This is a genomic window from Streptomyces sp. NPDC046862 (genome assembly GCF_040704615.1).
Classification (GTDB): domain Bacteria; phylum Actinomycetota; class Actinomycetes; order Streptomycetales; family Streptomycetaceae; genus Streptomyces.
Window position 1 is genome coordinate 26,001 of sequence record NZ_JBEYXP010000008.1, and the last position, 25,672, is coordinate 51,672.

The 25,672-nt window shown below is 67.9% G+C and carries 22 protein-coding genes; 10 read left to right on the forward strand and 12 right to left on the reverse strand.

The features are described from left to right. Positions 1–420: 420 nt before the first annotated feature. A complete protein-coding gene (dnaA, locus tag AB0959_RS10820) occupies positions 421–2,442 on the reverse strand; it encodes a chromosomal replication initiator protein DnaA (RefSeq protein ID WP_366826010.1) in 2,022 nt (673 codons plus the stop codon). Between the two features lie 429 nt (positions 2,443–2,871). On the opposite strand from dnaA, the gene rpmH reads away from it, so the two are divergent. The 9 genes from rpmH (at position 2,872) to AB0959_RS10865 (ending at position 9,893) form a co-directional block, all read left to right on the forward strand. Beyond that, entirely contained in the window at positions 2,872–3,009 is a 138-nt protein-coding gene (gene rpmH / locus AB0959_RS10825) for a 50S ribosomal protein L34 (RefSeq protein WP_005482975.1), read from the forward strand. A gap of 21 nt (positions 3,010–3,030) precedes the next feature. Beyond that, positions 3,031–3,402, forward strand: a complete 372-nt coding sequence (gene rnpA, locus AB0959_RS10830) for a ribonuclease P protein component (RefSeq protein WP_366826011.1) — start codon at positions 3,031–3,033, stop codon at positions 3,400–3,402. Continuing rightward, entirely contained in the window at positions 3,399–3,764 is a 366-nt protein-coding gene (yidD, locus tag AB0959_RS10835) for a membrane protein insertion efficiency factor YidD (RefSeq protein ID WP_366826012.1), read from the forward strand. Before rnpA ends, yidD begins: the two co-directional genes overlap by 4 nt. A gap of 3 nt (positions 3,765–3,767) precedes the next feature. Next, a complete protein-coding gene (yidC, locus tag AB0959_RS10840; protein WP_366826013.1) occupies positions 3,768–5,096 on the forward strand; it encodes a membrane protein insertase YidC in 1,329 nt (442 codons plus the stop codon). A gap of 19 nt (positions 5,097–5,115) precedes the next feature. Further along, the gene (locus tag AB0959_RS10845) at positions 5,116–5,628 is read left to right on the forward strand and encodes a R3H domain-containing nucleic acid-binding protein (protein ID WP_366826014.1); all 513 of its coding nucleotides are present in this window, start codon (positions 5,116–5,118) and stop codon (positions 5,626–5,628) included. A gap of 117 nt (positions 5,629–5,745) precedes the next feature. Beyond that, positions 5,746–6,465 (forward strand): 16S rRNA (guanine(527)-N(7))-methyltransferase RsmG, encoded by a 720-nt coding sequence (gene rsmG, locus AB0959_RS10850; RefSeq protein WP_366826015.1) that lies wholly within the window; start codon positions 5,746–5,748, stop codon positions 6,463–6,465. Between the two features lie 309 nt (positions 6,466–6,774). Further along, positions 6,775–7,848, forward strand: coding sequence for a ParA family protein (locus tag AB0959_RS10855; protein WP_366826208.1), 1,074 nt, complete (start codon positions 6,775–6,777; stop codon positions 7,846–7,848). Continuing rightward, positions 7,845–8,948, forward strand: coding sequence for a ParB/RepB/Spo0J family partition protein (locus AB0959_RS10860; protein ID WP_366826016.1), 1,104 nt, complete (start codon positions 7,845–7,847; stop codon positions 8,946–8,948). The genes AB0959_RS10855 and AB0959_RS10860 overlap by 4 nt, the downstream gene beginning before the upstream one ends. A 327-nt stretch (positions 8,949–9,275) precedes the next feature. Beyond that, a complete protein-coding gene (locus tag AB0959_RS10865) occupies positions 9,276–9,893 on the forward strand; it encodes a GNAT family N-acetyltransferase (RefSeq protein WP_366826017.1) in 618 nt (205 codons plus the stop codon). A 134-nt stretch (positions 9,894–10,027) separates the two neighbouring features. On the opposite strand, the gene trxA is transcribed toward AB0959_RS10865, so the two are convergent. The 7 genes from trxA to AB0959_RS10900 form a co-directional block, all read right to left on the reverse strand. Then, positions 10,028–10,360: a thioredoxin gene (trxA, locus tag AB0959_RS10870; RefSeq protein ID WP_366826018.1), complete on the reverse strand. Its 333-nt coding sequence runs from the start codon at positions 10,358–10,360 to the stop codon at positions 10,028–10,030. A gap of 43 nt (positions 10,361–10,403) precedes the next feature. After that, positions 10,404–11,375: a thioredoxin-disulfide reductase gene (gene trxB, locus AB0959_RS10875; RefSeq protein ID WP_366826019.1), complete on the reverse strand. Its 972-nt coding sequence runs from the start codon at positions 11,373–11,375 to the stop codon at positions 10,404–10,406. A gap of 177 nt (positions 11,376–11,552) precedes the next feature. Then, entirely contained in the window at positions 11,553–12,530 is a 978-nt protein-coding gene (locus AB0959_RS10880) for a hypothetical protein (RefSeq protein ID WP_366826020.1), read from the reverse strand. After that, positions 12,527–13,240 carry an RNA polymerase sigma factor SigM gene (gene sigM, locus AB0959_RS10885; RefSeq protein WP_366826021.1) on the reverse strand — a complete coding sequence of 238 codons (714 nt, stop codon included), beginning with the start codon at positions 13,238–13,240 and terminating at the stop codon, positions 12,527–12,529. The genes AB0959_RS10880 and sigM overlap by 4 nt, the downstream gene beginning before the upstream one ends. Positions 13,241–13,260: 20 nt before the next feature. Further along, on the reverse strand, positions 13,261–14,961 hold the full coding sequence (locus AB0959_RS10890) for a protein kinase family protein (RefSeq protein ID WP_366826022.1): 1,701 nt from the start codon (positions 14,959–14,961) through the stop codon (positions 13,261–13,263). A gap of 118 nt (positions 14,962–15,079) precedes the next feature. After that, positions 15,080–17,314, reverse strand: a complete 2,235-nt coding sequence (gene murJ / locus AB0959_RS10895) for a murein biosynthesis integral membrane protein MurJ (RefSeq protein ID WP_366826023.1) — start codon at positions 17,312–17,314, stop codon at positions 15,080–15,082. A 46-nt stretch (positions 17,315–17,360) separates the two neighbouring features. Next, positions 17,361–19,748 carry a DUF6049 family protein gene (locus AB0959_RS10900; RefSeq protein WP_366826024.1) on the reverse strand — a complete coding sequence of 796 codons (2,388 nt, stop codon included), beginning with the start codon at positions 19,746–19,748 and terminating at the stop codon, positions 17,361–17,363. Between the two features lie 233 nt (positions 19,749–19,981). Here AB0959_RS10900 and AB0959_RS10905 point away from each other — a divergent pair, with 233 nt between their 5' ends. Then, positions 19,982–21,448: a CCA tRNA nucleotidyltransferase gene (locus tag AB0959_RS10905; protein ID WP_366826025.1), complete on the forward strand. Its 1,467-nt coding sequence runs from the start codon at positions 19,982–19,984 to the stop codon at positions 21,446–21,448. Positions 21,449–21,589: 141 nt separating this feature from the next. Here AB0959_RS10905 and AB0959_RS10910 read toward each other — a convergent pair whose 3' ends face one another. The 4 genes from AB0959_RS10910 to AB0959_RS10925 form a co-directional block, all read right to left on the reverse strand. Further along, positions 21,590–22,042 (reverse strand): hypothetical protein, encoded by a 453-nt coding sequence (locus AB0959_RS10910; protein WP_366826026.1) that lies wholly within the window; start codon positions 22,040–22,042, stop codon positions 21,590–21,592. A 113-nt stretch (positions 22,043–22,155) separates the two neighbouring features. Continuing rightward, complete coding sequence (locus tag AB0959_RS10915; RefSeq protein WP_366826027.1) at positions 22,156–23,418, reverse strand: MFS transporter; 1,263 nt, start codon at positions 23,416–23,418, stop codon at positions 22,156–22,158. A 119-nt stretch (positions 23,419–23,537) separates the two neighbouring features. After that, positions 23,538–24,620: an inositol-3-phosphate synthase gene (locus tag AB0959_RS10920; protein WP_366826028.1), complete on the reverse strand. Its 1,083-nt coding sequence runs from the start codon at positions 24,618–24,620 to the stop codon at positions 23,538–23,540. 44 nt (positions 24,621–24,664) lie between these two features. Next, complete coding sequence (locus AB0959_RS10925; protein WP_366826029.1) at positions 24,665–25,345, reverse strand: helix-turn-helix transcriptional regulator; 681 nt, start codon at positions 25,343–25,345, stop codon at positions 24,665–24,667. Positions 25,346–25,672: the final 327 nt, after the last annotated feature.

The following is a 25,672-nucleotide window of genomic DNA, read 5'->3' on the forward strand; positions in this document are numbered from 1 at the left end:
TCCGGCAGAGCTGCCTGTGGACATGATCTGTATAACTTCCCAGTCCCCAGGGTGTGGACGGGAGAAAGTCACCGAATCTGTGGAGGGCGGCCGTAACCCCACGCTTATTCGAACAGTGGGTGTCGGGTGCGGGGACGGAGCACGACGGCCGACACCCCTCGGCGTGCGCCGGGGAACGGCGGGCGGCGTCCTCGGGAACGGGCGGTGGACCTTCCCGAGGACGGCTGCGGGTGCCCTGGGCAGTGCTGAGCGGCGCTTCTCGGGGACGGCGCTTCTCGGGGACGGCGCCTGTCGGGAACGGCGCCTGTCGGGAACGGCGAAGGCGCCCTCGGAACTCTCGTCCCGGGGCGCCTTCAGGGGCGTCCGGCTGTGGTCGTCTGTGTGTGTGGGCGTATGCCTGTGGCTTTACGCCTGTGGCCGTCAGCCGTTCTTGATGCGGTTGGTCAGCTCGGTGACCTGGTTGTAGATGGACCGGCGTTCGGCCATCAGCGCGCGGATCTTGCGGTCGGCGTGCATGACGGTCGTGTGGTCGCGGTTGCCGAACTGTGCGCCGATCTTGGGCAGGGACAGGTCGGTGAGCTCACGGCACAGGTACATGGCGATCTGCCGTGCGGTGACCAGGGCGCGGCCGCGCGAGGTGCCGCACAGGTCCTCGACGGTCAGACCGAAGTAGTCGGCGGTCGCGGCCATGATGGCGGTCGCGGTGATCTCGGGGGCCGCGTTCTCGCCGCCCGGGATCAGGTCCTTGAGGACGATCTCGGTCAGGCCGAGGTCCACCGGCTGCCGGTTGAGCGAGGCGAACGCCGTCACCCGGATCAGTGCGCCCTCCAACTCGCGGATGTTGCGCGAGATGCGGGAGGCGATGAACTCCAGTACCTCCGGCGGGGCGTTGAGCTGCTCCTGCACCGCCTTCTTGCGCAGGATCGCGATACGCGTCTCCAGCTCGGGCGGCTGGACGTCGGTGATCAGACCCCACTCGAAACGGTTCCGCAGCCGGTCCTCCAGGGTCACCAGCTGCTTGGGCGGCCGGTCGCTGGAGAGCACGATCTGCTTGTTGGCGTTGTGGAGCGTGTTGAAGGTGTGGAAGAACTCCTCCTGTGTCGACTCCTTGTCCGCCAGGAACTGGATGTCGTCGACGAGCAGGATGTCCATCTCGCGGTAGCGCTTGCGGAAGCTGTCGCCCTTGCCGTCGCGGATGGAGTTGATGAACTCGTTGGTGAACTCCTCCGAGCTCACGTACCGCACGCGCGTGCCCGGGTAGAGGCTCCGCGCGTAGTGCCCGATCGCGTGCAGCAGGTGCGTCTTGCCGAGCCCCGACTCGCCGTAGATGAAGAGGGGGTTGTACGCCTTGGCCGGCGCCTCCGCGACCGCGACCGCGGCGGCGTGCGCGAAACGGTTCGAGGCGCCGATGACGAAGGTGTCGAAGAGGTACTTCGGGTTCAGTCGTGCGGTGGGTTCGCCCGGACCTGTCGCGGGCGCGGGCTGCGCGGCCAGTGGGCCGGGGGCGCCACTGGGGGCGGGCAGAGTCGAGCCGACGGGTCCGCCGCGGTGCACATGACCGGAGCCCGGCGGGGGGTCGGGCAGCTCACGGCGGTCGGGTCGCTGGTCGTAGTCGCCCCGGCCCGAGTCGTAGTCGCCCCGGCCGTGGTCGAAGTCCGAGCGGGCCTGTTCGTAGTCGGCCCGGGAGTTGTCGTACTCGGACCGCTGCTGCTCGTACTCGGGTCGCTGTTGCTCGTACGGCGGCCGCTCCATCGACTGCTGGCGGTAGTCCTGCGACGGCGATGCGTACGGGTCGCGCTCCGGGAAGCCGAGCCGCTGCTGCTGCCAGCCGTAGTCGTCCTGGTGCGGGCGCGGCCAGGCGCCGGGCTCCGGGCGCTGGTAGTCCCCGGGGTAGGCGGGGCGGGGGGTGGGGAGCTGGTCCGCGCGCGGGGGCGGCAGCTGGTCGCCGGGTCCGCCGGACAGGTGTTCGGGTCGGCCGGGTGCGCGGTCGTCGGCGCGGTGGCGGCCGTAGCCCTCGTACCGGTCCCGGGTCCGGCTGTCGTAGGTGTCCGGGGGCTGAGCGTCATAGCCGTCGCGGTTCTGTGCCGGTACGGAGGGGAGCTCGGGTTCCTCGTAACGGGACGGAGCCGGGCGTGAGGGGGGCGGGGCGGGCGCGGGGGATTCGCCGATCGAGCTGTCGACGGTGATCGCGATGCGGATCGGGCGGCCGCACTCCCGGCTCAGGGTTTCGCTGACGATCGGCGCGAGCCGGCCTTCCAGTACGCCCTTGGCGAACTCGTTCGGCACCGCGAGCAGCGCGGTGTCCGCGACCAGTGCCAGGGGCTGGCAGCGCCTGATCCAGCGCTCGTCCTTGACCTCGACGCCCTGCCCGCTGCCCTCACCGAGAAGCTGCTCCAGTACTCGTGGCCACACTGCGGCAAGATCGGCAGGCAGGTCAGCCACAGGGCACGCTCTCTCACGGGTCCCACGAACGTGTGGTTCTGGGACAGGTAGGGATTTGAATCGGGCGGGAACGTCGGTTCCCGGTGGTCGGGCCGACACCAAGCCGTTGGGTCAGGGAGATGGGTCAGGGAGAAGGGAACGAATCGGAGTCCAGTCACGGTAGTCAGGGCGACCCGTGCGGTTCAAGTTGTTGTCCCCAGGCTGTGGATAGTGTCTCTCCGTGACCCCTGGTTTGACCGGATGGCGCGGCCCCGCGTACCGTAACCAGGTCGAGTTGTCGATGGCTGCTGCCGCCTGCCTCCGATGGGCACAGATCGCTTTGGGTGATCGGTAAGCGGTGCACTCGGGCGTTAACGCGAGCTACTCGTGGGCGCACGGTGACAGCCAGGACGGCACCCCGCAACCACCGATTCTTTCTGGAGCCCCCGAGTGAGCAAGCGCACCTTCCAGCCGAACAACCGTCGTCGCGCCAAGACCCACGGCTTCCGCCTGCGGATGCGTACCCGTGCCGGCCGCGCGATTCTCGCGAACCGCCGCAGCAAGGGTCGCGCCAGCCTGTCCGCCTGATCCCGATCAGGTCATGACGTCGTGCTGCCTACCGAGCATCGGCTGAGGCGGCGCGAGGACTTCGCGACCGCGGTACGACGAGGACGCCGGGCCGGGCGCCCGCTCCTCGTCGTCCACCTTCGAAGCGGTGCCACGGACCCGCACGCGCCTGGGGAGAGCGCTCCCCCGACGCGTGCGGGTTTCGTCGTGAGCAAGGCAGTCGGAGGCGCGGTCATACGGAACAAGGTCAAGCGCCGACTTCGTCATCTGATGCGGGAGCGAGTGGCTCTGCTGCCCCCCGGTAGCCTGGTAGTCGTACGAGCGCTGCCCGGTGCGGGCGACGCCGACCACGCACACTTGGCCCGAGACCTGGATGCCGCCCTTCAGCGGCTGCTGGGAGGGGGCGCGCGATGAAGTACCCGTTGCTGGCGCTGATCAAGCTGTACCAGTGGACCATCAGTCCGTTGCTCGGGCCGGTCTGCAAGTACTACCCGTCGTGCTCCCACTACGGCTACCAGGCCATCGACCGGCATGGTGCGCTCAAGGGCACGGCACTCACCGCCTGGCGCATCCTCCGGTGCAATCCGTGGTCACTGGGCGGTGTGGACCATGTCCCGCCGCGCAAGCGTCCGCGATGGCACGAGATGTTGCGCAACGCCTGGCGCGCACGCAAGGGCGGGACCTCCGCCGCCGAACCGGCCACTGAGGGACAAGGGGTGCCCGACCTCTCCTCGAGCCCGGCCGCCGAGAGCCCGTCCCATGCCCAAGGAGCATGATTAGTGGACACGATTGCCAGTCTCTTCAGCTTCATCACCACACCCGTTTCCTGGGTCATTGTCCAGTTCCACACGGTGTACGGCGCCATCTTCGGCCCTGACACCGGGTGGGCCTGGGGCTTGTCCATCGTGTCCCTGGTGATCCTGATCCGTATCTGCCTGATCCCGCTCTTCGTGAAGCAGATCAAGTCGACGCGGGCCATGCAGACGCTCCAGCCCGAGATGAAGAAGATCCAGGAGCGCTACAAGAACGACAAGCAGCGTCAGTCCGAAGAGATGATGAAGCTGTACAAGGAGACGGGTACCAACCCGCTCTCCTCGTGCCTTCCCATCCTGGCGCAGTCCCCCTTCTTCTTCGCCCTGTATCACGTGCTCAACGGCATCGCGACGGGCGACACCATCGGTGTGATCAACAAGAGCTTGCTGGAGAGCGCGCAGAAGGCGCACATCTTCGGTGCTCCGCTGGCCGCGAAGTTCACCGACAGCTCGGCGAAGGTGGAGTCGCTCGGCGCCTCCCTCACCGACGTCCGTGTCGTCACCGCGGTCATGATCGTCCTGATGTCGGCGTCGCAGTTCTACACGCAGCGCCAGCTGATGACGAAGAACGTCGACACCACGGTGAAGACGCCGTTCATGCAGCAGCAGAAGATGCTGATGTACGTCTTCCCGGTCATGTTCGCCGTGTTCGGCATCAACTTCCCGGTCGGTGTCCTCGTCTACTGGCTGACCACGAACGTGTGGACCATGGGCCAGCAGATGTACGTGATCCACAACAACCCGACCCCGGGTTCCAAGGCCCAGGCCGCCTACCTGGAGCGCCTGCAGAAGCACGTCGCGCACCACGGCAAGACCCGTAACCGCCGGGAACGCGCCATCGTCAAGGCGATCGTCGTCAAGGGCCGCGACCGCAACGAGTTCGAGCGCAAGTTCATCAACGGTCTCACCAAGGCCGGCCTCGCGGCCCAGGCCGACGGCTCCGTGGAAAAGAGCGATGGCTCGGCCGTCGCTGTCGCCGAGGACGGTACGCCGACCACCACCGGCGCTCCGAAGCGGCAGCAGCCCAAGCGGCAGAGCAAGTCTCAGCGCCAGTCCGGTGGGGCCAAGCCGGCGGGCGATACCGAGGCGACGACCTCCGCCACATCGCTGAGCAAGTCCGACGGGCCGTCGGACGAGCCGTCCGACGAGCCCTCCGATGAGCCCAAGGACGCCAAGCCCGCCGGTGCCGCCGGCGCCAAGAAGGCGGCCTCCAAGCCCGGCTCCGGCACTCGCAGCAAGGCCCAGTCCAGTCAGCGCAAGGGCCAGCAGCGTCCCAAGTCCCCGTCCAAGAAGTAAGCAAGAAGGAGTCCATCCCGTGACGGAAGGCACCACCTCCGCCGCCACCGAGGGTGGCGACACCCTGACCCGCCTGGAGCAGGAGGGCGAGATCGCGGCGGACTACCTCGAGGGTCTGCTGGACATCGCCGACCTCGACGGTGACATCGACATGGACGTCGAGGCCGACCGCGCCGCTGTCTCGATCATCAGCGACGCGGGCAGCCGCGACCTGCAGAAGCTGGTCGGTCGGGACGGCGAGGTGCTGGAGGCGCTCCAGGAGCTCACGCGCCTGGCCGTGCACCGGGAGACCGGGGACCGCAGCCGTCTGATGCTGGACATCGCCGGCTACCGGGCCAAGAAGCGTGCCGAGCTCTCCGAGCTGGGTGCCAAGGCCGCGGCCGAGGCGAAGAGCTCCGGTGAGCCGGTGAAGATGAAGCCGATGACGCCCTTCGAGCGCAAGGTCGTGCACGACGCGGTCAAGGCCGCGGGACTGAGCAGCGAGTCCGAGGGCGAGGAGCCGCAGCGCTTCGTCGTCGTGCTTCCCGCCTGATTCGGTACGTACATTCCTCCGGCCCCGTCTGTTGCGCAGGCGGGGCCGAACTTTGTCAGCCTGGTTTCTGGTGGTCGGCGCTGGATGCGCTGATGCGCTTACGGAAGGACGGTTCCCGTGACGGAGGCAGCGGAGCTCCCCCCTGCGCCCGAGCAGGCGCGTGACGTGTTCGGCGATCGCTTCGCCGATGCGGTCCGGTACGCGGAGCTGCTCGCTGAAGCAGGAGTGCAGAGGGGGCTCATCGGCCCGCGCGAGGTGCCCCGCCTGTGGGAGCGGCATCTGCTGAACTGCGCGGTGCTCTCGGACGTCGTGCCCGAGGGCGTGACCGTGTGCGATGTGGGCTCGGGAGCGGGGCTGCCGGGCATTCCGCTGGCTCTCGTCCGGGACGACCTGAAGATCACGCTGCTGGAGCCGCTCCTGCGGCGCACGAACTTCCTCACTGAGGTCGTTGAGCTCCTGGGCCTCGATCACGTGACGGTCGTCCGGGGGCGTGCCGAGGAGGTCATGGGGCAGCTGCAGCCGGTCCATGTCGTGACCGCGCGGGCAGTGGCGCCGCTGGACCGGTTGGCCACCTGGGGTATTCCGTTGCTGCGGCCGTACGGGGAGATGCTCGCGCTCAAGGGCGACACGGCAGAGGAGGAGCTGAAGAGCGCGGCCACGGCGCTGAGCAAGCTCGGTGCGGTGGAGACATCGATCCTGCATTGTGGTGAGGGCGTGGTGGACCCGATGTCCACGGTCGTCCGGGTTGAGGTCGGGGAGAGCCCGGGTGGTGTGCGCTTTGCCGCGAAGCGGGCGAAGGCGGCCCGGACAGGGCGGGCTCGTCGGCGTCGGGGGTAGGGCGGTCGGCAGTTTCTGTTTCCGTTGATCCAGCCGTGGGCTCATCCGTCCTGACGACCAGCGGTACTCCACACAAGCTGCCAAACTTACCCAACTCGGAGTGTCGCGCGGATACGGCGACAGCCGCTGTGCATCGTGTTTCACGTGAAACGTCGCTCACTGCTGCATGGCATCATCAGCCGCGGCCGCGCCGCGGCCGGACCCCGCGACCGAAAGCCTCTCGGGTCACTCGGAGAGGTATCGGAGTTGTCCACAGAGGTGGATTTCTCCACAGAACACCAGGCCTCACTGGTTCACGACCCCGAAGACATGGGAGGCTCTGTTCATAGCGAGCCTGAAGTCGAGGAGAGTGAATCCTTGCGGTCCGACGCCAACATCGCGGGACCGATGACCGATCCGGTCCCCGGTCCCCGTACCGAGTCGATGGGGGAGGATGTTTCACGTGAAACACCGCCTCCGATGGACGACACTCCCATCGGTCGTGCTGCCCAACTTGCGGTGGAGGCTCTAGGCCGCGCCGGTGAGGGCCTGCCACGGCCTGAACAGACGCGCGTCATGGTCGTCGCCAACCAGAAGGGTGGGGTGGGGAAGACCACGACGACGGTCAACCTTGCTGCTTCACTGGCTCTGCATGGTGGACGTGTCCTGGTGATCGACCTTGACCCGCAGGGCAATGCGTCCACTGCCCTGGGAATCGATCATCACGCCGAAGTTCCTTCGATCTACGACGTGTTGGTCGAGAGCAAGCCGCTGGCCGAAGTCGTCCAGCCGGTGCCCGACGTTGAAGGACTCTTCTGTGCGCCCGCCACGATCGATCTCGCCGGTGCGGAGATCGAGCTGGTGTCTTTGGTGGCGCGGGAGAGCCGACTGCAGCGGGCGATCCAGGCCTACGAGCAGCCCTTGGACTACATCCTCATCGACTGTCCGCCCTCGCTCGGCCTGCTGACCGTCAACGCCCTGGTGGCCGGCGCGGAGGTCCTTATCCCGATTCAGTGCGAGTACTACGCGCTTGAGGGCCTCGGCCAGCTGCTGCGCAACGTCGACCTGGTGCGGGGGCACCTCAACCCCGCCCTGCATGTGTCGACCATTCTGCTCACCATGTATGACGGCCGGACGCGTCTCGCGTCCCAGGTCGCCGACGAGGTGCGCAACCACTTCGGCAACGAGGTGCTGAGGACGAGCATTCCGCGCTCGGTCCGTATCTCCGAGGCGCCGAGCTATGGGCAGACGGTGCTGACCTACGATCCTGGATCGAGCGGTGCCCTCTCCTATCTTGAGGCGGCACGAGAAATCGCGCTGAAGGGTGTTGGCGTCGGGTACGACCCGAAGCAGGCTCACATCGGCGCACAGAACAACCCGAGCACGGTGGAGGGGATGCAGTGAGCGAGCGACGGAGGGGGCTGGGTCGTGGTCTCGGCGCGCTGATCCCCGCGGCCCCGACAGGGGAGAAGACGGCACCGCCGACGGGGAGCGGAGGGTCCACGCCTCCGGCGGCAGGGCCCACTCTCACCGCCGAGCGGGGAGTGGCGGCCGCGAAGGTGGCAACGCTGGCGCATGTTTCACGTGAAACAGAGGACCCGTCGGTGGACGCTGCCGAGGAGGCACCGGCCGCGCCTCTTGGTGCCCACTTCGCCGAACTGCCCATCGACTCCATCACACCGAACCCCCGCCAGCCGCGCGAGGTGTTCGACGAGGACCTTCTGCAGGAGCTCGTCACCTCCATCCAGGAGGTCGGCCTCCTCCAGCCCGTCGTCGTACGGCAACTGGGCCCCGCGCGGTACGAACTCATCATGGGTGAGCGCCGTTGGCGGGCCTGCCGTGAGGCCGGCCTGGAGGCGATCCCGGCGATCGTGCGCGCCACGGACGACGAGAAGCTGCTCCTGGACGCGCTCCTGGAGAACCTGCACCGTGCTCAGCTGAACCCGCTGGAAGAGGCGGCTGCCTATGACCAGCTGCTCAAGGACTTCAACTGCACGCATGATCAGCTGGCCGACCGGATCGGTCGCTCCCGTCCGCAGGTCTCCAACACCCTGCGCCTGCTGAAGCTTTCGCCCGCGGTGCAGCGCCGTGTGGCTGCGGGTGTTCTCTCCGCGGGGCACGCTCGGGCACTGCTCTCCGTGGAGGACTCGGAGGAGCAGGACCGGCTGGCTCATCGGATCGTCGCCGAAGGGCTGTCGGTGCGGGCGGTCGAGGAGATCGTCACCCTCATGGGTTCGCATCCGAAGAGCGCCCCACGCTCCAAGGGCCCGCGTGCCGGCGCCAGGGTCTCCCCGGCGCTGAGCGAGCTGGCGACCCGGCTCTCGGATCGCTTCGAGACGAGGGTGAAGGTCGACCTCGGTCAGAAGAAGGGCAAGATCACAGTCGAGTTCGCCTCGATGGAGGACCTTGAACGCATCCTTGGCAGCCTGGCACCTGGCGAGGGACCGGTTCTTCAAAGGAGTCTCGTGGACACCGACTCCGACTCCGACGAGACCGAGTCCTGAGCCTTCAGACTGTAGGACGACTTTCGACCGGTCGACCAGCAGAGCGGGCCGTGTCCGGTGTGTACCGGAACACGGCCCGCTCTTTGCTTTCAGGCGGTATCGATGGAATCACATTGTGGATACGATGCGTTCGGATATGGCGCGTCCACCTGGCGGCACCTTGATGGGGGAGGCGGGGGTCATGCGGACCATGAGCCGTTCCGGGCTGGTGACGGCCGGCCTCGGCCTGGGGGCGGTTGGCGGCTTCGTCGGCAGCCTGCTGAGGGAGCGGAGCGTCCTGACAGCCGCCCGCGACGCAGCGGGCGAAGGAAGCGAGGAACATCCTTCATGGGGCGTCGGCTCGTACCGCTCACCCTGGACAACCTTAAGGACCTTCCCAAGCGCTGTCGTTCGTGTGTCTTCTGGGAGTTGGACCCAGTCAGCGGTGAGGCCGCGGTAAAGGCGGGCACCCCGGCACTGGAGAAAGAGGCATGGATCTCCGCTGTTCTGCTGGACTGGGGATCCTGTGGCCGGGTCGTCTACGTGGACGAGGTGCCGGTCGGTTTCGTGTTGTATGCGCCGCCTGCCTATGTCCCCCGCTCGACGGCGTTTCCCACGAGCCCGGTGGCTCCCGACGCCGTCCAACTGATGACCGCCTTCATCATGCCGGGCTATCAGGGACAGGGCCTGGGCCGTGTGATGGTCCAGACGGTGGCCAAGGATCTACTGCGCAGGGGCTTCAAGGCCATTGAGGCCTTCGGGGACGCGCGGTGGCAGGCGCCGGCGTGTGTGCTGCCTGCCGAGCATTTGACGGCGGTGGGCTTCAAGACGGTCCGACCCCATCCGACGTACCCCCGCCTTCGGTTGGAGCTACGGACAACGCTCTCCTGGAAGGAGGATGTCGAGCTGGCGTTGGACCGCTTGCTCGGCGCCGTCCAGAAGGAGCCCGCGCTACGGCCGCTCTAGTCGCCGTTGAGCCTCTCCGTTGGCCTCTGTGCGCGCCCACCTCATACGAATGGGCCAGCCCTCAAGGGCTGGCCCATTCGTGTTTCACGTGAAACATCGTCGCTGTCGTGAAACGACGGTGCCGACAACTCGGGTCAGTCAGCGATGAAGTCCTCAAGGTCGCGCACGATCGCGGCCTTCGGCTTGGCACCGACGATGGTCTTGGCGACCTCGCCACCCTGGTACACGTTCAGGGTCGGGATGGACATCACGCCGTACTTGGCGGCCGTACCCGGGTTTTCGTCGATGTTGAGCTTGACGATCTCGATCTTGTCGCCGTACTCGGCGGCGATCGCCTCGAGGGACGGCGCGATCTGGCGGCACGGACCGCACCAGGCGGCCCAGAAGTCCACCAGGACGGGCTTGTCGCTCTTGAGGACGTCCTGCTCAAAAGAGTCGTCGGTCACGTTCTTCAGGGTGCCGGCCACGGCGGGGCTCCTTAAATGGTTGGTGCGGTGGGGCGGATGAGGGTCAGACAGCGGTCTTCTCGGGCTCGGCGGCCTGCTCGTCATCCGCGAGAGCGGCGAGGAAGCGCTCGGCGTCGAGGGCGGCGGAGCAGCCGGTGCCGGCTGCCGTGATCGCCTGGCGGTAGGTGTGGTCGACGACGTCACCGGCACCAAAGACACCGGTCAGGTTCGTCCGAGTGGAGGGGGCTTCGACCTTCAGGTAGCCCTCCTCGTCCAGGTCGAGCTGACCCTTGAAGAGTTCGGTGCGCGGGTCGTGGCCGATCGCGATGAACAGGCCCGTCACCGGCAGTTCGGACGTCTCGCCCGTCTTCAGATTGCGCAGCGTCAGGCCGGCCAGCTTCTGGTCGCCCTTGATCTCGGCGACCTCACTGTCCCAGACGAACTTGATCTTCGGGTCGCCGAAGGCGCGCTCCTGCATGGCCTTGGAGGCTCGCAGGGTGTCCCGACGGTGCACGACCGTCACGGACTTGGCGAACCGGGAGAGGAAGGTGGCCTCCTCCATGGCGGTGTCACCGCCACCGATCACGGCGATGTCCTGGTCCTTGAAGAAGAACCCGTCGCAGGTGGCGCACCAGGAGACTCCACGACCAGAGAGAGCGTCCTCGTTGGGCAGTCCGAGCTTGCGGTGCTGGGAGCCGGTGGTGACGATAACCGCCTTGGCACGGTGCACGGTGCCCGCCGTGTCGGTGACGGTCTTGATCTCACCGCTGAGGTCGACAGCAACCACGTCATCGGGAACGAGCTCGGCACCGAAGCGCTCGGCCTGGGCACGCATGTTGTCCATGAGCTCGGGGCCCATGATGCCGTCCTGGAAGCCGGGGAAGTTCTCCACGTCGGTGGTGTTCATGAGCGCGCCACCCGCGGTGACGGCGCCCTCGAACACCAGCGGCTTCAGCGACGCGCGCGCGGTGTAGAGCGCCGCCGTATAGCCGGCGGGCCCGGACCCGATGATGATCACGTTTCGGACGTCGCTCACGGCTTGATTCCTCGTCTCTGGAGACTGCTGCGTTCTGCTGCCGGTGGGAGCTTCTCTCACTACTCTCACCCCACCCAACGGATCCTACGGGGCGCGCATTCCCGGTGTGTCCGGGCACACGGAGTCGTAGCACCGCGCAGGGATGCCAAGGGTGCCAGGGGTCCGGACACGGTCCGCTCAGCGACCGGTGGAGGCCGATCCGGAGGGGCGCGGATACGAGTGCTTCAGCAGGACGTCACCAGGGGGAGCCGGAGCCTTCCCCGCACAGGCGGCGTCGACGACGTATGCCGTGACGCGGTCGGTGTGGGAGGTGTCGGGCAGGACCACGAGATACGCGGTCACGCCCTTGTACTGGCCCTGCTTGGCTGCCAGCGGGTTCTCGCTGCGACCGATGCCGTCAGTGATGCAGTCGGGCACGTCGACCGCGACCTTGATGTTCGGCCCATCGGTCTTGGCCCCTGGTGGATTGGTGCTGGTGCCGAAGTCGTCCTGCCCTTGGGAGCTCTTCCGCTCGCTGTGGTTCTCGGCGAGGAGACCCTCCACCTGGTGCTTCACCGTGTCCCCGGCGAAAGTGCTCACGGAGGTGTCCTCGCTCTGCCCTGCTGCGGGGTTGCCTCCGGAGTCGGAGCCCCCCATCGACTGGGCGAGCAGCGTGCCGAGGCCAAGGGCGGCAACCGTGAAGACCGTGCCCAGGACGACGGACCTCCGCCGAACGCTGCGCTTGCGACCCGGTCGGCCAGGGCCCGTGGCCGCGCGCGAGTGGCCCGTCGGGCGGTCTGCGGGTCGGTCTGCGCGGGGCGATGTTTCACGTGAAACATGGACGCCGCTGTTCTCGTCGAGCTCCGAATGCGACGCATCGGCCGGTCCCTGAGCCGTCGTGGCCTGGGGGGTGGGGGTCGTGGAATTCAGCAGTGCTTCGGCGGCCAGGGCGGCGTCGATGCGGCCGGCGATCTCGGCAGGCATGCGTGGTGGCCCCGGCAGCGTGCCGAGCAGGCCGCGGATCTCCTCCAGCGAGGCATACACGTCGGCGCACAGCACGCACTCGTCCAGGTGCTGTCGTACGTCCGCACTACGAGAAGGAGGGAGCAGACCTTCGGTGAGATCGGAGAGCTCCGTGACCTCCGGGTGCTCGGCCGTATCGGTCGTGGATGTCACGCTCGCCCACCTCCGCCCTTCACAGCAGCTGAATCGCTTGGCCCTGCATCTTGTGGTCCTGCTGCGGGTGGGACGGATGTCCCCTGCGTCCGGTTCCTTCTGCCCGCCGGCTTCTTGCCGCCCTCGCCGCTGCCGTCCGCACGGAGGTGGGTGAGCAAGGGAAGGAGTCTGGCTCTGCCCCGGGCACAACGGCTCTTCACGGTGCCCGTGGGGACGTCGAGGATCCTGGCGGCCTCTGCCACGGGGTAGCCCTGCATGTCCACCAGGACCAGAGCGGCGCGCTGGTCGGCGGGCAGGGTTCCCAGAGCCTCCAGGAGCTGACGGTGCAGGTCGTTGCGCTCCGCCGGAGCGGATGCCGACTCGTGCGGCTCCAAGAGCTGTTCCAGCCGCTCCGTGTCGTCGACGGGAGAGGTCTTCCGCGAGGCGGCCTTGCGAGCGCGGTCGAGACAGGCGTTCACCGTGATGCGGTGCAGCCAGGTCGTCACGGCCGACTGGCCGCGGAAGGTGTGGGCCGCCCGGTAGGCGGAGACGAGCGCGTCCTGGACCGCGTCGGCCGCCTCCTCACGGTCCCCCAGCGTGCGCAGCGCCACCGCCCACAGCCGGTCGCGGTGCCGCCGCACCAGCTCTCCGAAGGCCTCCGGCTCGCCCTCGACATGGCGGGCGAGGAGATCCTGATCGCTCGCCTCGCCATATCCAGCGCCGTCTGCCATCCGGCCCCCTCCCCTCGGCCTCAGCTGGTCACTTTGATGTCCGCCACGCGGCCACGGTAGGTACCGTCGTCGGTCAGGGGAAGTTTGGTCAGCCAGACCAGGAGATAGCGGGTCTTGACGGACTTGTCGGGCTTGAGTTTCACGGTCGTGCCTGAGCCTGCGGCGACCTTCGGATAGGCATCGAACGACGTGGGCTGCGAGCTCGCTGTACCGGAGGCGGCACGGAGTTCGACGGACGTGTTCCCTACGAAAGTGACCGTCACGGTCCCGACCTTCTGGGTCTTGCCGAGATCGAGGATGATGCCGAGACCCGGCTTCAGGTTTCCGAAGTCGGCACCCTTGTAGAAGTCCGTCTGCCAGTACGTTTTGGTGCTGTTGTCGTAGGTCTTGTCTATGTCTGAGGGCTTCTCGGACCCGTCGCCGAACGGGTCGAAGTCCTGGGCACCGCTGATGGCGATCGGCTGGCTGGTCGGCTTCGCCTGGCTCTTGTCGTTCCCGTCCGACGGCTGGTTCGTGTTCGTGTCGTCGGACGACTTGCCGCCCTGCTCCATCAGGGCGTCGGCGAGTTGCCAGCTGCCCAGGCCCAGGGCCGCGATGAGAAGGGCCGACACGGCCCACTTGAGGGCCTTGCCGGTACGGCTCTGCAGCGGGGGCGGCGGCGCCGCGATCGGCTGCGTGGCGCCCGGGTGGGGCGTCTGACGGCCGTACGTCCCCTGCTGGTAGCTCGTGCGCTGGTACGCGGGCGGAGCGGTGAAGGTGGGCTCCGGCGGGCGAATGCGGGGCATCTCGCCGATTGCCTTGACCAGCTCCTCCGGCGTGGTGCAGGCGGACTCGTGGCGGGAGGCGGTCGCGCCGTCGTTGACGAGAGCGCGCATCGCGAGCTCCGACAGGCCGCGGTGGACGCCGGCCCGTACCTGGTCGGGAGCGATGAGTCCGACATCCTTCGGCAGCCCGGAGAGGCCGTAGGCGTCCTCCTCGTACGGCCAGCGCTGGGTGAGCGCGGTGTAGAGCAGGGCGCCGATCGCCTCCGTGTCCGTGCGCTGCGGGGTGTCGGAGCTGATCCCGCGGAGTGCGGCGTTCACCGCGAGTCCGCGGATGCGCCACTGACCGGACCCGGAGCGCTGCACGGCGCTGGGGTTGAGCCGCAGATGGGAGAGGCCCTCGCGGTGTGCGGCGGCCATGGCGTGGGAGACCTGCGTCACCATCTGGTACGCGTCGTGCGGCTCCAGCGGGCCGGACGCGAGAAGCGTCGTCAGCTCCGTCGCGTCCGGCAGCCACTCGTGCACCACGTACACGAGGTCGTTCTCCTCGACCGCGTCCAGGACCTGCACGAAGCGAGGGTCACCCAGCAGGGCGGACGAGCGTGCCGCTGCCAGCACGGAGCGGGCCCGTGTGTGGTCGGCAGGCAGGATGTGTACGCCGACGGCGCGGCGGAGTTTCTCGTCCACCGCACGCCAGCTGCTGAAACCGTCCAGACGGGTGACGCATTCTTCGAGACGGTAGCGTCTGGCGAGCTTGTGGCCGCTGTGCAGTTCGGGCGGTGTGGTCTTCCCGACCTCCGTGCCGCCGCTCCCTGGTGCCTCTTCGCTCGCCGCGCTGTCCGTGTCCCGCTCCCGGTTCTGGGCCACCCCGTCGGCCGTGGACTGGTCCGCCTGTGCGGTCAGCGGCTCGTCGCCGCTGTTGTCTGCCACGTCGACGGCAGCCGTGCTCCGTTCCGCCACCGTCGTCCCTGCCTCCCCATCTGTTGCGCGTTGTCCGACGCCAAAGCCAATTGTGCCCACAGTCCGCCGCTATGAGCGACACACGGCGGCGGACGATGGTTGTGCGCTTACCCCCGCCTTAGCGCCCCAGGCGCCCGCGGACCATGCCGACCATTGAGTTGAGCTCCTCGATGCGCATCCGCCGCGCCGCGACGAAGAAGACACCGAGCAGAACGATTCCGCCGCCGACGAGCGCGAGCATAGAGCCACCGACGCCCTGCCCCAGGACGCGGGTGATGCCGTAGCAGGCGGCGCCGCCGAGCAGGGCCGCGGGCACCGAGGCGATGCCCAGTCTCGCGTACGTCCGCAGCACCGTGGACCCGTCCAGATCCCCGCCGAGCCGCTTGCTCAGCCGACGCCAGGCCACCCCGACACCGATCGAGTACGCCAGGCCGTACACGGCGGCCATGCCCACCACGGCCCAGCGGGCCGGCAGCACGAGGAAGCAGGCCCCGGACGCCAAGGCGTTGACGGCCGCGACGATGACCGTGTTGTAGAAGGGCGTCCGGGTGTCCTCGTAGGCGTAGAAGGCTCGCAGCACGACGTACTGCACGGAGTACGGGATCAGGCCGAGGCCGAAGGCCATCAGCATGTAGCCCATGTTCGTGGCGGAGCTGGTGCCGGAGGAGCCGAAGATCAGGGTGCACATCGGGATGCCGAGGGCGACGAACCCGAAGGCGATGGGCACGATCGCGACGGCCGTCGTCCGCAGGCCCTGGGAGATGTCGTCGCGGACGGCACCCGCGTCGTCCTCGGCGGCCGAGCGCGAGATCCGCGGCAGCAGGGCGGCCATCAGGGAGACCGTGATGATCGCCTGCGGCAGGCCCCAGATGAGCTGGGCGTTGGCGTAGGCGCTGAATCCGGTGCCGTCGATCTTCGATTCCGTGACCGACGCGGTGGCGAGCTGGGTGACGACGAGGGCGCCCGCCTGGTTGGCGAGGACGAACAGGATCGTCCACTTGGCGAGCATCGCGGCCTTGCCCAGGCCGTGGCCCTTCCAGTCGAAGCGCAGGCGCAGCTTGAAGCCTGTCTCCCGCAGGTACGGGATCATCGCGAGGGCCTGGACGACGAGGCCGAGGAGGACACCGATGCCGAGGAGCCGCTCCCCCTCCGGGGGGATGTTGTCGACGGTCATCTGCGAGTTGGCCGCGCTGCCGTAGACCCAGAGGAACGCCCCGAGGGTCACGATGATGACGATGTTGTTCAGGACCGGGGTCCACATCATCGCGCCGAACCGACCGCGGGCGTTGAGGATCTGCCCCATCACCACGTGGATGCCCATGAAGAAGATCGACGGCAGGAAGTAGCGGGTGAAGGTGACCGCGACCTCGTTGGCCGAGGGGTTCGTGGCGAGGGGGTTCGACAGGGCGCGGACCAGGAGCGGCGCGGCGAACATGGCGGCCGCGGTGAGCACGCCGAGGGCCACCATGACCAGGGTCAGCAGCCGGTTGGCGTAGGCCTCGCCGCCGTCGTCGTCCTCCTTCATGGAGCGCACCAGCTGGGGCACGAAGACGGAGTTCAGGCCGCCGCCGACGGTCAGGATGTAGATCATCGTCGGCAGCTGGTACGCCACCTGGAAGGACTCGCCCAGGAGGTTCAGGCCCAGGGCGGAGACGATCATCGCCGAGCGGATGAACCCGGTGAGGCGGGACACCATGGTGCCGGCCGCCATCACGGCGCTCGACTTCAGCAGCCCCGAGGCACGGCCGCCCTTCTTGGCCGCAGGTGCGGGAGCGGGCGCGGGGGTGCTCTGCTGAGGTTCGGCTCCCTGGGCGGGTCTCGGCGGCTGGGCAGGACCCGGTACGGACGGCTGATCCATGGGCGCGGGTGCGCCGCCCTGCTGCTGGTCTCGGAAGAGATGGGCGAAGGCGTCCGGCTCGTGCCGCTGCTCCCCGGCCCGCGTGACGAGGTCGTCCACGCCCACGAACTGCGTCGTACGGGGGTCGTCGCCGTACGGCAGATGCTGGGAGGGCCCCTCGGGCTCCGGCGGCGGGGTCTGTGCCCACACCCGCGGGTCGGGAGCGTACGGGGAGGAGGGCGGCTGGGCGTAGAGCGGCTGCTGCGGCTGGTACGTGCCCGGGGGCGGTGGAGGGTGGGCGGCGCGGTCGTAGAAGGCCTCGGCGACCGGGTCCTGGGCGGAGAGGTCCTGCGCCCGGTAGGGGTCCTGGCCGTAGGCGTCCGGCCCCTGGGCGTCCTGCGGGTACATGTCGGTGTGGGGCTGCGGCGGGACATGGCCCGGCCCGGGCTGCGGGCGCTCGGGATAGCCCGAGTCCGCCGCGCCCTGACCGCGGTCACCGTCGTACGGCGCGTTCATCCTTACCCCACCTCATCGTCCCCTGGCCCACGGGCCACGACATCGCTCAACGGTCCACTCTCTCACCCGTGCCGGACGGGTCGGCGCTTTCCTGTGCGGTGTCCGCCGACGGGTCACTCGGGTGCTCCGGCCCGTCGGCCCCTGACCGCACGCGGGACTCCTCCTCCGGTCCGTCCGCGTCGACGTCTTCGGTCTCGCTGGTCTCCTGGACCGCGGCGTCCTCCTCGGCAACCTCTTCCTCGGCCTGCCGCGCCGCCGCGCGCTTGCGCTGCGTGTACATCCGGAAGCCGGCGAGCACGAGCAGCAGGACTCCGCCGGCGATCACCAGCATCACCGTGGGCGTGAACTCGGTGACGTTCACGTCGAACGTCACGGGGGGACCATACTTCTGGCCGTCCTCCGTGTAGAGCTGCGCCTCCACCGCGACCACGCCGTTGGCGTTGGCGTTGGTGTTGAACTTCACTGACTGGCTGTGGCCGCCGGAGACCTTGATGGTCTGCTCCGCGTGGTCCTCGCCGTCGATCTCCAGGCGCTTCGGCTGCTTCGACGTGAGGCGCAGCACCAGCTTGTCGACGCCCTGCACGAGGTTGTTCTGCACCGTCACCGGGATCGTGGCGCTGCGGCCCGAGAGCTTGGTCTCCGACTTCTCGATCAGCCTGACCTGGTCGGTGAGGGTGCCGAGGTACGACCGCACGCTGTCGCGGTAGGGGCCGGCCTCACCGGCACGTCCGCGCCAGGAGGTGGACATCTCCCGGTTCATGGCCCGTCCGAAGGGCGTGACGACACGGGACTTGTCGGCGAGGATCATCTTGAAACGGTCGAGATCGGTCTGCGTGCCCAGGATCGTCTCGAAGGCCGAGGTCGGCAGCTGCTGCTTGCGCAGGGACTTGGGGTACGCGGATGCCGCCGGGACCTTCGTGCTGGCATTCGGGTCGGGCTTCGCGTCCGCGGCCGCCGACAGGTCCTGTGACTGGGACCAGTTTCCGTTCTGGAGGGCTGTCAGGGCCTGAGCCATCGTCTGGGCCTGGCTCGCGGACGGCATGCGCTGCGGGGCGATCACCACGCTGCGCTGCTTGCCGGGGTTCTGCAGGCTGGTCATCAGGCTCTGCGCGAGGAACCTCTGCACGGCCCGGGTCGCGTTGTCGGCCTTCGTCATGTCGCCCTGGAACGCGGTCGACAGTCGTGCGTCCGCGACGACCGCCGTGGTTCCGCCGCCGATGGGGCGGGCCGCGTTCGGCGTGTAGGTCAGGCCGCCGTCCTGGAGGCTGTCACTGCGGGCGATCACCTTGTCGGCACCCGCCGAGGTGGCGACCTTGACGATCGACGGGTCGACGGCGCCGTTCACGGGCCAGGAGAAGTCCGTCTCCGGTTCCACGTGGAGCACGGTCTCGACGGTGTCCGCGGCCACGTCGGTGGCGTCCTTGAGGTGGCTCAGCGAGCCGGAGACGTTCTTGCCGTTGTGTGCCAGCGAGGCGAGGTCGGGGTCGGCGAAGGGAAGGGCCACGACTTCCTCGCCCTGGACGGCCTCCTCCAGCTCGCCGAGCCACCGCTTGGCGATCGCCTGGTTCCTGCCCGCGACGGTGTCGGTGCCGCTCTTGACCCGGTAGCTGCGCGTCATCGCATCCACGGAGGCCAGGAGATCCGGGTCGATCACCCAGGTGATGTTGAGTTCCTTGCCCAGGTTGAGCATCTGGCCCAGGCGGCCGCCCGGGGCGATCTCGTTGGCCAGGTCGTCGTTCTGGAAGACGGGTGTCTGCTGTTCGCCCGGGCCCGTCTCCGCCGTCAGGTGGGAGGTGGAGATCAGGGGCCAGAGGTAGGTCGTCTTCGTCTTGGTGTCCGCCGTGTCCGGCTGCCAGGGGAGGAACGTCCGCTCGATGCCGAGCACCTGGTCGTACGGTGCGGACGCGGTCTTGCCCGAGAGGGAGATCCCGAGCTGGTAGACGCCGTCGTCCCCGAGGTCCAGGTTCTTGACCGGCACCGAGATGCTGAAGGACTGGGCGACGCCGGGCGCGAGCCGGGAGAACTTCTCGACGTACTTCCCTCCGACCTCCGTCCCGTCCGTGTACTGGTTGAAGCCGCTGCGCTTGGCGGCGTCGTCGATCGCCGCACGGCCGGACACCGTCCCGCCGACACGGAGCCCTACGTGGGCGCTCGTGACCGGCTGCTTGCCGTTGTTCCTGACCGTGCCGGAGACGGTGAGGGTGTCGCCGTCGCTGGGGACGCTGGGAGCGAGCGAGTCCAAGGAGACGTCGACCGTGTTCGATCCGGTGGCCTCGGCCGGTGAGGACTGCTCCGCGGAGTGCGCCGCCGGTGCGGTGGGCAGCTGGAGCAGACAGGCCAGCAGAGGAGCCCCGGCGAACAGTGCTCCGGTACGCCGGAGCCACCGGCGGGCAGGTGAGGCACTCATGCCCTGGGTGTCTGCCGCCTCGGCCACGCGCTCGCCCGTCCCTCGTCGTGTCAGTGGTCGTCGGAATGTGCGTCCACGCATGGTAACGATGTGCGCCGAGGGGAAGTGCCGCGGTCTGCCTCACAAGATCGGCGGACCGGGCCGCCGTGTCCCGTATGGGTACGTATTAAAGGGAGCGTTAAAGCGAGCGATCATGGGGACGACTGTGGACGTTCCATGAAGGCGCTCCCGGTGGCTGGGGGCACGTACCCTTTTCTGTTGTGCCGAACGCCAACGAAGACAAGCCCAGTGCCCTGAGCCAGGTGCAGCACCGCGCGGTGAGTGAACTCCTGCGGGTCTCCCCTGTCGCCGACGATCTCGCCCACCGTTTCCAGGAGGCCGGGTTCTCGCTCGCCCTTGTCGGCGGCTCGGTACGGGACGCGCTCCTCGGCCGGCTCGGCAACGACCTGGACTTCACGACGGAAGCACGTCCCGAGGACGTACTGAAGATTGTGCGACCGTGGGCGGACTCCGTGTGGGAGGTCGGTATCGCTTTCGGCACGGTGGGGATTCAGAAGGACGCCCGCGTCGGAGACGTTGTTCAGCGCTTCCAGATCGAGATCACCACGTATCGGTCGGAGGCGTACGACCGGACCTCGCGCAAGCCGGAGGTGTCCTACGGAGACTCCATCGAGGAGGACCTCGTACGGCGCGACTTCACGGTGAACGCGATGGCCGTGGCCCTTCCCGAGAAGAAGTTCATCGATCCGCACGGTGGTCTGGAGGACCTCGCGGAGCGTGTGTTGCGCACGCCCGGCACTCCGGAGGAGTCCTTCTCCGACGATCCCCTGCGGATGATGCGGGCCGCGCGTTTCGCCGCCCAGCTCGACTTCGAGGTGGCTCCCGACGTCGTCGCGGCGATGACCGGGATGGCCGGGCGGATCGAGATCGTCTCCGCCGAGCGGGTCCGGGACGAGCTGAACAAGCTGATCCTGTCCGCGTATCCGCGCAAGGGTCTGGCGCTGTTGGTCGAGAGCGGACTCGCGGGCCATGTGCTGCCCGAGCTTCCGGCGCTGCGGCTGGAGCGTGACGAGCACCACCGGCACAAGGACGTCTACGACCACACGCTGATCGTGTTGGAGCAGGCGATGGCGCTGGAGGAGAACGGTCCTGATCTCACACTCCGGCTCGCCGCGCTGCTGCATGACATCGGTAAGCCGAGGACGCGTCGCTTCGAGAAGGACGGCCGGGTCTCCTTCCACCACCACGAGGTGGTGGGCGCCAAGATGACCAAGAAGAGGATGACCACCCTCAAGTACTCCAACGACCTCATCAAGGACGTCTCGCGCCTGGTCGAACTCCACCTGCGCTTCCACGGCTACGGGACCGGGGAATGGACGGACTCGGCGGTCCGCCGGTACGTACGTGACGCCGGTCCGCTCCTGAGTCGCCTCCACCAGCTGACCCGCTCCGACTGCACCACTCGCAACAAGCGCAAGGCGAACGCCCTGTCGCGGGCGTACGACGGCTTGGAGGAGCGCATCGCTCAACTCCAGGAGCAGGAAGAGCTGGACGCCATCCGCCCGGACCTCGACGGCAACCAGATCATGGAGATCCTGGGCGTCGGTCCCGGCCCGGTCGTCGGGCAGGCCTACAAGTTCATGCTGGAGTTGCGACTGGAGAACGGTCCAATGGGGCACGACGCGGCGGTGTCGGCGCTCAAGGAGTGGTGGGCCGGGCAGGGCTGAACCCGGGGAGAAGCGGGGGCGTGCCGTGAAACGGGGCCATGTTTCACGTGAAACATGACCCCCGGGGAGAACTGGTCGCGCACATACCGAGGGGCGATGTTTCACGTGAAACATCGCCCCTTGAGCGTTCCGGCGTCGGCCTTACACGGACTTCAGGCAGAGCACCACGTTGTGGTTGTTGCCCACCTGGTAGTACGAGATCTCGGCTTCCTTGACCGACTTGCACTTGTTGCCGTCGCTGGTGTTGTCGAACTTCTCGACGACCTTGTACTGGGCGTCAGTGGAGGAGCAGTCGACCGTCTTCAGGTCCGGCGAGGACTGCGAGCCCTCGTTGTGCATGCAGCTGCCGACGGAGGTGGTCTCGGCGTCACTCTGGCCCAGGTACCACTTGCCGACTGCGACGACTATGGCGACGACGATGAAGGCGCCGATGCGCAGCAGCGTCTTACTGACGCGCTTCTTCGGTGCGGGCGGCGGGACCGGAGCCCCCTGGAACGGCGCGCCCGGCTGCGGCGGATAGGGCTGCTGAGGGAACCCCGGCTGGACGGGCTGTGTGGCGTACGGATTCTGGCCCTGGGGCGGCGGAGTGGTCACTTGGGGGTCCCCCTTGGATGCGTGCGCATGGCGCGAAATAAGACGTGCGTAAGCTACCGGGGCCCACTGACAACTTGAGACTTCAGGAATGCTCTGTGGCATTGATGTGACACTTACTGCCGTTCAAAGCGGGTCATACCCGCAGCAACCGCCGCGTAGGCAGCGGCGATTGTTATGACCAGGGCGGCTGAGCGGCCGTCAGGCGGGAGCATCAGGGCAGCCACTCCGGCGGCGCCGACGAAGGCGATGTTGAACAGCACGTCGTAGACCGAGAAGATCCGGCCACGAAAACCGTCATCGACCGAGGACTGGACAAGCGTGTCCGTGGCGATCTTCGCGCCCTGGGTGACGAGGCCCAGGACGAATGCCGCGATCAGTATGGGGACTTCGGCGAACGGCAGCCCCAGAGCCGGCACCAGGACGGCGGCGGCACCGGCACAGGTGACGATCCACAGGCCTGGTCCCAGCTGCCCGGCCGCCCACGGAGTCACCACGGCCGCCGCGAAGAAACCCGCGCCCGAGATCCCCACAGCGAGGCCCAGCAGGGCCAGTCCCTCGTCGGAGGTGGACGACCAGGCGTACCGGCAGAGCATCAGCACCATGACGGTCAGGGCGCCGTAGCAGAACCGCATCAGCGTCATGGAGGCCAGCGCCCAGGCCGCCTCCCGCCGCTGGGGCTCTACGAGATGCCGTACGCCCGCCACCAGGTCCCGCACGGTGCCGGTGAGCGCCGCTCGCAGCCGTAGCCGCACCAGGTTCGGCTCGGGCCCGAGCAGTTCCGGTGCCATGCGCAGGGAGGCGAGGCCCGCACACAGGTACAGGGCCGCGCCGACGAGGACCACCGCGGCGTCGGAGTCCGCCACCACCAGCCGTACGACGAAGGCGATCCCGCCGCCCGCGGTGGCGGCGAGTGTTCCGGCTGTCGGTGAGAGGGAGTTGGCCATCACCAGGCGGTCGGTGTCCACCACGCGTGGCAACGCTGCCGAGAGCCCGGCCAGGACGAAGCGGTTGACCGCGGTGACACAGAGCGCGGAGAGGTAGAAGAGCCAGTCCGGCACGTCGCTCAGGATCAGGACGGCCGTCACACAGGCCAGGAGAGCGCGCAGAAGGTTGCCGTACAGGAAGACCTGGCGGCGTCGCCAGCGGTCCAGCAGGACACCGGCGAACGGGCCGACGAGCGAGTACGGCAGGAGCAGGACGGCCATGGCCGAGGCGATCGCCGCGGCCGACGTCTGCTTCTCCGGTGAGAAGACGACATACGTGGCGAGCGCAACCTGGTAGACGCCGTCGGCGCCCTGGGAGAGCAGCCGTACGGCGAGCAGGCGCCGGAAGTTCCGGAAGCGGAGCAGGACGCGCAGGTCACGCACGACGGACATGGGGCACAGCCTCACACACGGGGAAAGCCCCCGGGTCATGCGACCCGGGGACCCCCGCAGGACTCGGGGCGAAGCGCCTCAGGGCCCTGTTGTGCCGGTGCGCGGCGGTTGGTCAGCCGCTAGCGCTCGACCTCGCCCTTGATGAACTTCTCCACGTTCTCGCGGGCCTCGTCGTCGAAGTACTGGACCGGCGGGGACTTCATGAAGTAGCTCGAGGCCGACAGGATCGGGCCTGCGATGCCGCGGTCCTTGGCGATCTTGGCGGCGCGCACGGCGTCGATGATGACACCGGCGGAGTTCGGGGAGTCCCACACCTCGAGCTTGTACTCCAGGTTCAGCGGGACGTCACCGAAGGCACGGCCCTCCAGACGGACGTAGGCCCACTTGCGGTCGTCGAGCCAGGCGACCCAGTCGGAGGGACCGATGTGGACGTTGCCCTCGCCGAGCTCCCGGTCGCGGATCTGGGAGGTCACGGCCTGCGTCTTGGAGATCTTCTTGGACTCCAGGCGCTCACGCTCGAGCATGTTCTTGAAGTCCATGTTGCCGCCGACGTTCAGCTGCATCGTGCGGTCCAGGATGACGCCCCGGTCCTCGAACAGCTTCGCCATGACACGGTGCGTGATGGTCGCGCCGACCTGCGACTTGATGTCGTCCCCGACGATCGGGACGCCCGCCTCGGTGAACTTGTCCGCCCACTCCTTGGTGCCGGCGATGAAGACCGGAAGGGCGTTGACGAAGGCGACCTTGGCATCGATGGCGCACTGGGCGTAGAACTTCGCCGCGTCCTCGGACCCCACCGGCAGGTAGCAGACGAGGACGTCGACCTGCCTGTCCTTGAGGACCTGGACGACGTCGACCGGCTCCTCGGCGGCCTCCTCGATGGTGGCCCGGTAGTACTTGCCCAGGCCGTCGAGGGTGTGGCCGCGCTGAACGGTCACGCCGGTGCTGGGCACGTCGCAGATCTTGATGGTGTTGTTCTCGGAGGCGCCGATGGCGTCGGCGAGATCCAGGCCGACCTTCTTGGCGTCTACGTCGAACGCGGCGACGAACTCGACATCGCGGACGTGGTAGTCGCCGAACTGGACGTGCATCAGGCCGGGGACCTTGGACGCCGGGTCGGCGTCCTTGTAGTACTCGACTCCCTGCACCAGCGATGCGGCGCAATTGCCCACACCGACGATGGCTACGCGAACCGAACCCATTCCGGTTGCTCCCTGTGTGTACGAGTGAGGCCCTGGCAGGGGTCTCACGTGGCAGTGTCGCCGGGCGTATCCGGACCGGGGTCGTCCCCGGGCCGGGGCAGGACGCCCGGCGCTCCCTCTGTGGTGTCGCGAGCGGGTTCTCCATGGGCGCGCCCCTTGAGGTCACGGCCCGCCCGCTCGCTCTCGATGAGCTCGTTCAGCCAGCGCACTTCGCGCTCCACGGACTCCATCCCGTGGCGCTGGAGCTCAAGCGTGTAGTCGTCGAGGCGCTCCCGGGTGCGCGCCAGGGAGGCGCGCATCTTCTCCAGCCGCTCCTCCAAGCGGCTGCGACGGCCCTCCAGGACGCGCATGCGCACGTCGCGGGAGGTCTGCCCGAAGAAGGCGAAACGAGCGGCGAAGGTCTCGTCCTCGTACGCGTCGGGGCCCGTCTGCGAAAGCAGATCCTCGAAGTGCTCCTTACCTTCCGCCGTCAACCGGTAGACGATTTTTGCCCGGCGCCCGGTGAGCGGGGCGGCGGGAGTCTCGTCCTGCGCGCCCCCCGATTCCTCGATCAACCAGCCGTTGGCAACCAGCGTCTTGAGGCAGGGGTAGAGCGTCCCGTAGCTGAAGGCGCGGAACACACCCAGTGACGTATTGAGTCGTTTGCGCAGCTCATAGCCGTGCATCGGAGATTCGCGGAGCAGCCCGAGTACGGCGAACTCGAGGATTCCGGAGCGCCGGCTCATCGTCGCCTCCTCTCTGCCGCGGCCTCGTCGGCACCTCTTTATGCCGAGCTGATGTATCGACTCGATACATCTCGACGATAGAACGACCCTCCGGGTGCGACAAGAGGGAGCACGGTGAACGGGATCACATCACCGTTTCGTTGCAGGCAAGTTGCCTGGTTTGGGATGAAGTTCGGTCCTCGGGGGTTTTGGTGGTGCGTAGTGTGTGCGCCATGCACACCACCGGGAACCGAGTGACGTCTGAGGACGTCGTCGTCCTTGGTGCAGTACGGATGAATGCCAACACGACCGCATCCGTACTTCGGGGGGACAGGAAACCAGCCGCCG

Coding starts and splice junctions, on each gene's coding strand:
- yidD (WP_366826012.1), top strand. CDS start 3,399: ATGAAGTACCCGTTGCTGGCGCTGATCAAGCTGTACCAGTGGACCATC.
- AB0959_RS10855 (WP_366826208.1), top strand. CDS start 6,775: ATGGGAGGCTCTGTTCATAGCGAGCCTGAAGTCGAGGAGAGTGAATCC.
- AB0959_RS10865 (WP_366826017.1), top strand. CDS start 9,276: ATGGGGCGTCGGCTCGTACCGCTCACCCTGGACAACCTTAAGGACCTT.
- sigM (WP_366826021.1), bottom strand. CDS start 13,240: ATGGCAGACGGCGCTGGATATGGCGAGGCGAGCGATCAGGATCTCCTC.
- murJ (WP_366826023.1), bottom strand. CDS start 17,314: ATGAACGCGCCGTACGACGGTGACCGCGGTCAGGGCGCGGCGGACTCG.
- AB0959_RS10915 (WP_366826027.1), bottom strand. CDS start 23,418: ATGTCCGTCGTGCGTGACCTGCGCGTCCTGCTCCGCTTCCGGAACTTC.
- AB0959_RS10920 (WP_366826028.1), bottom strand. CDS start 24,620: ATGGGTTCGGTTCGCGTAGCCATCGTCGGTGTGGGCAATTGCGCCGCA.
- AB0959_RS10925 (WP_366826029.1), bottom strand. CDS start 25,345: ATGAGCCGGCGCTCCGGAATCCTCGAGTTCGCCGTACTCGGGCTGCTC.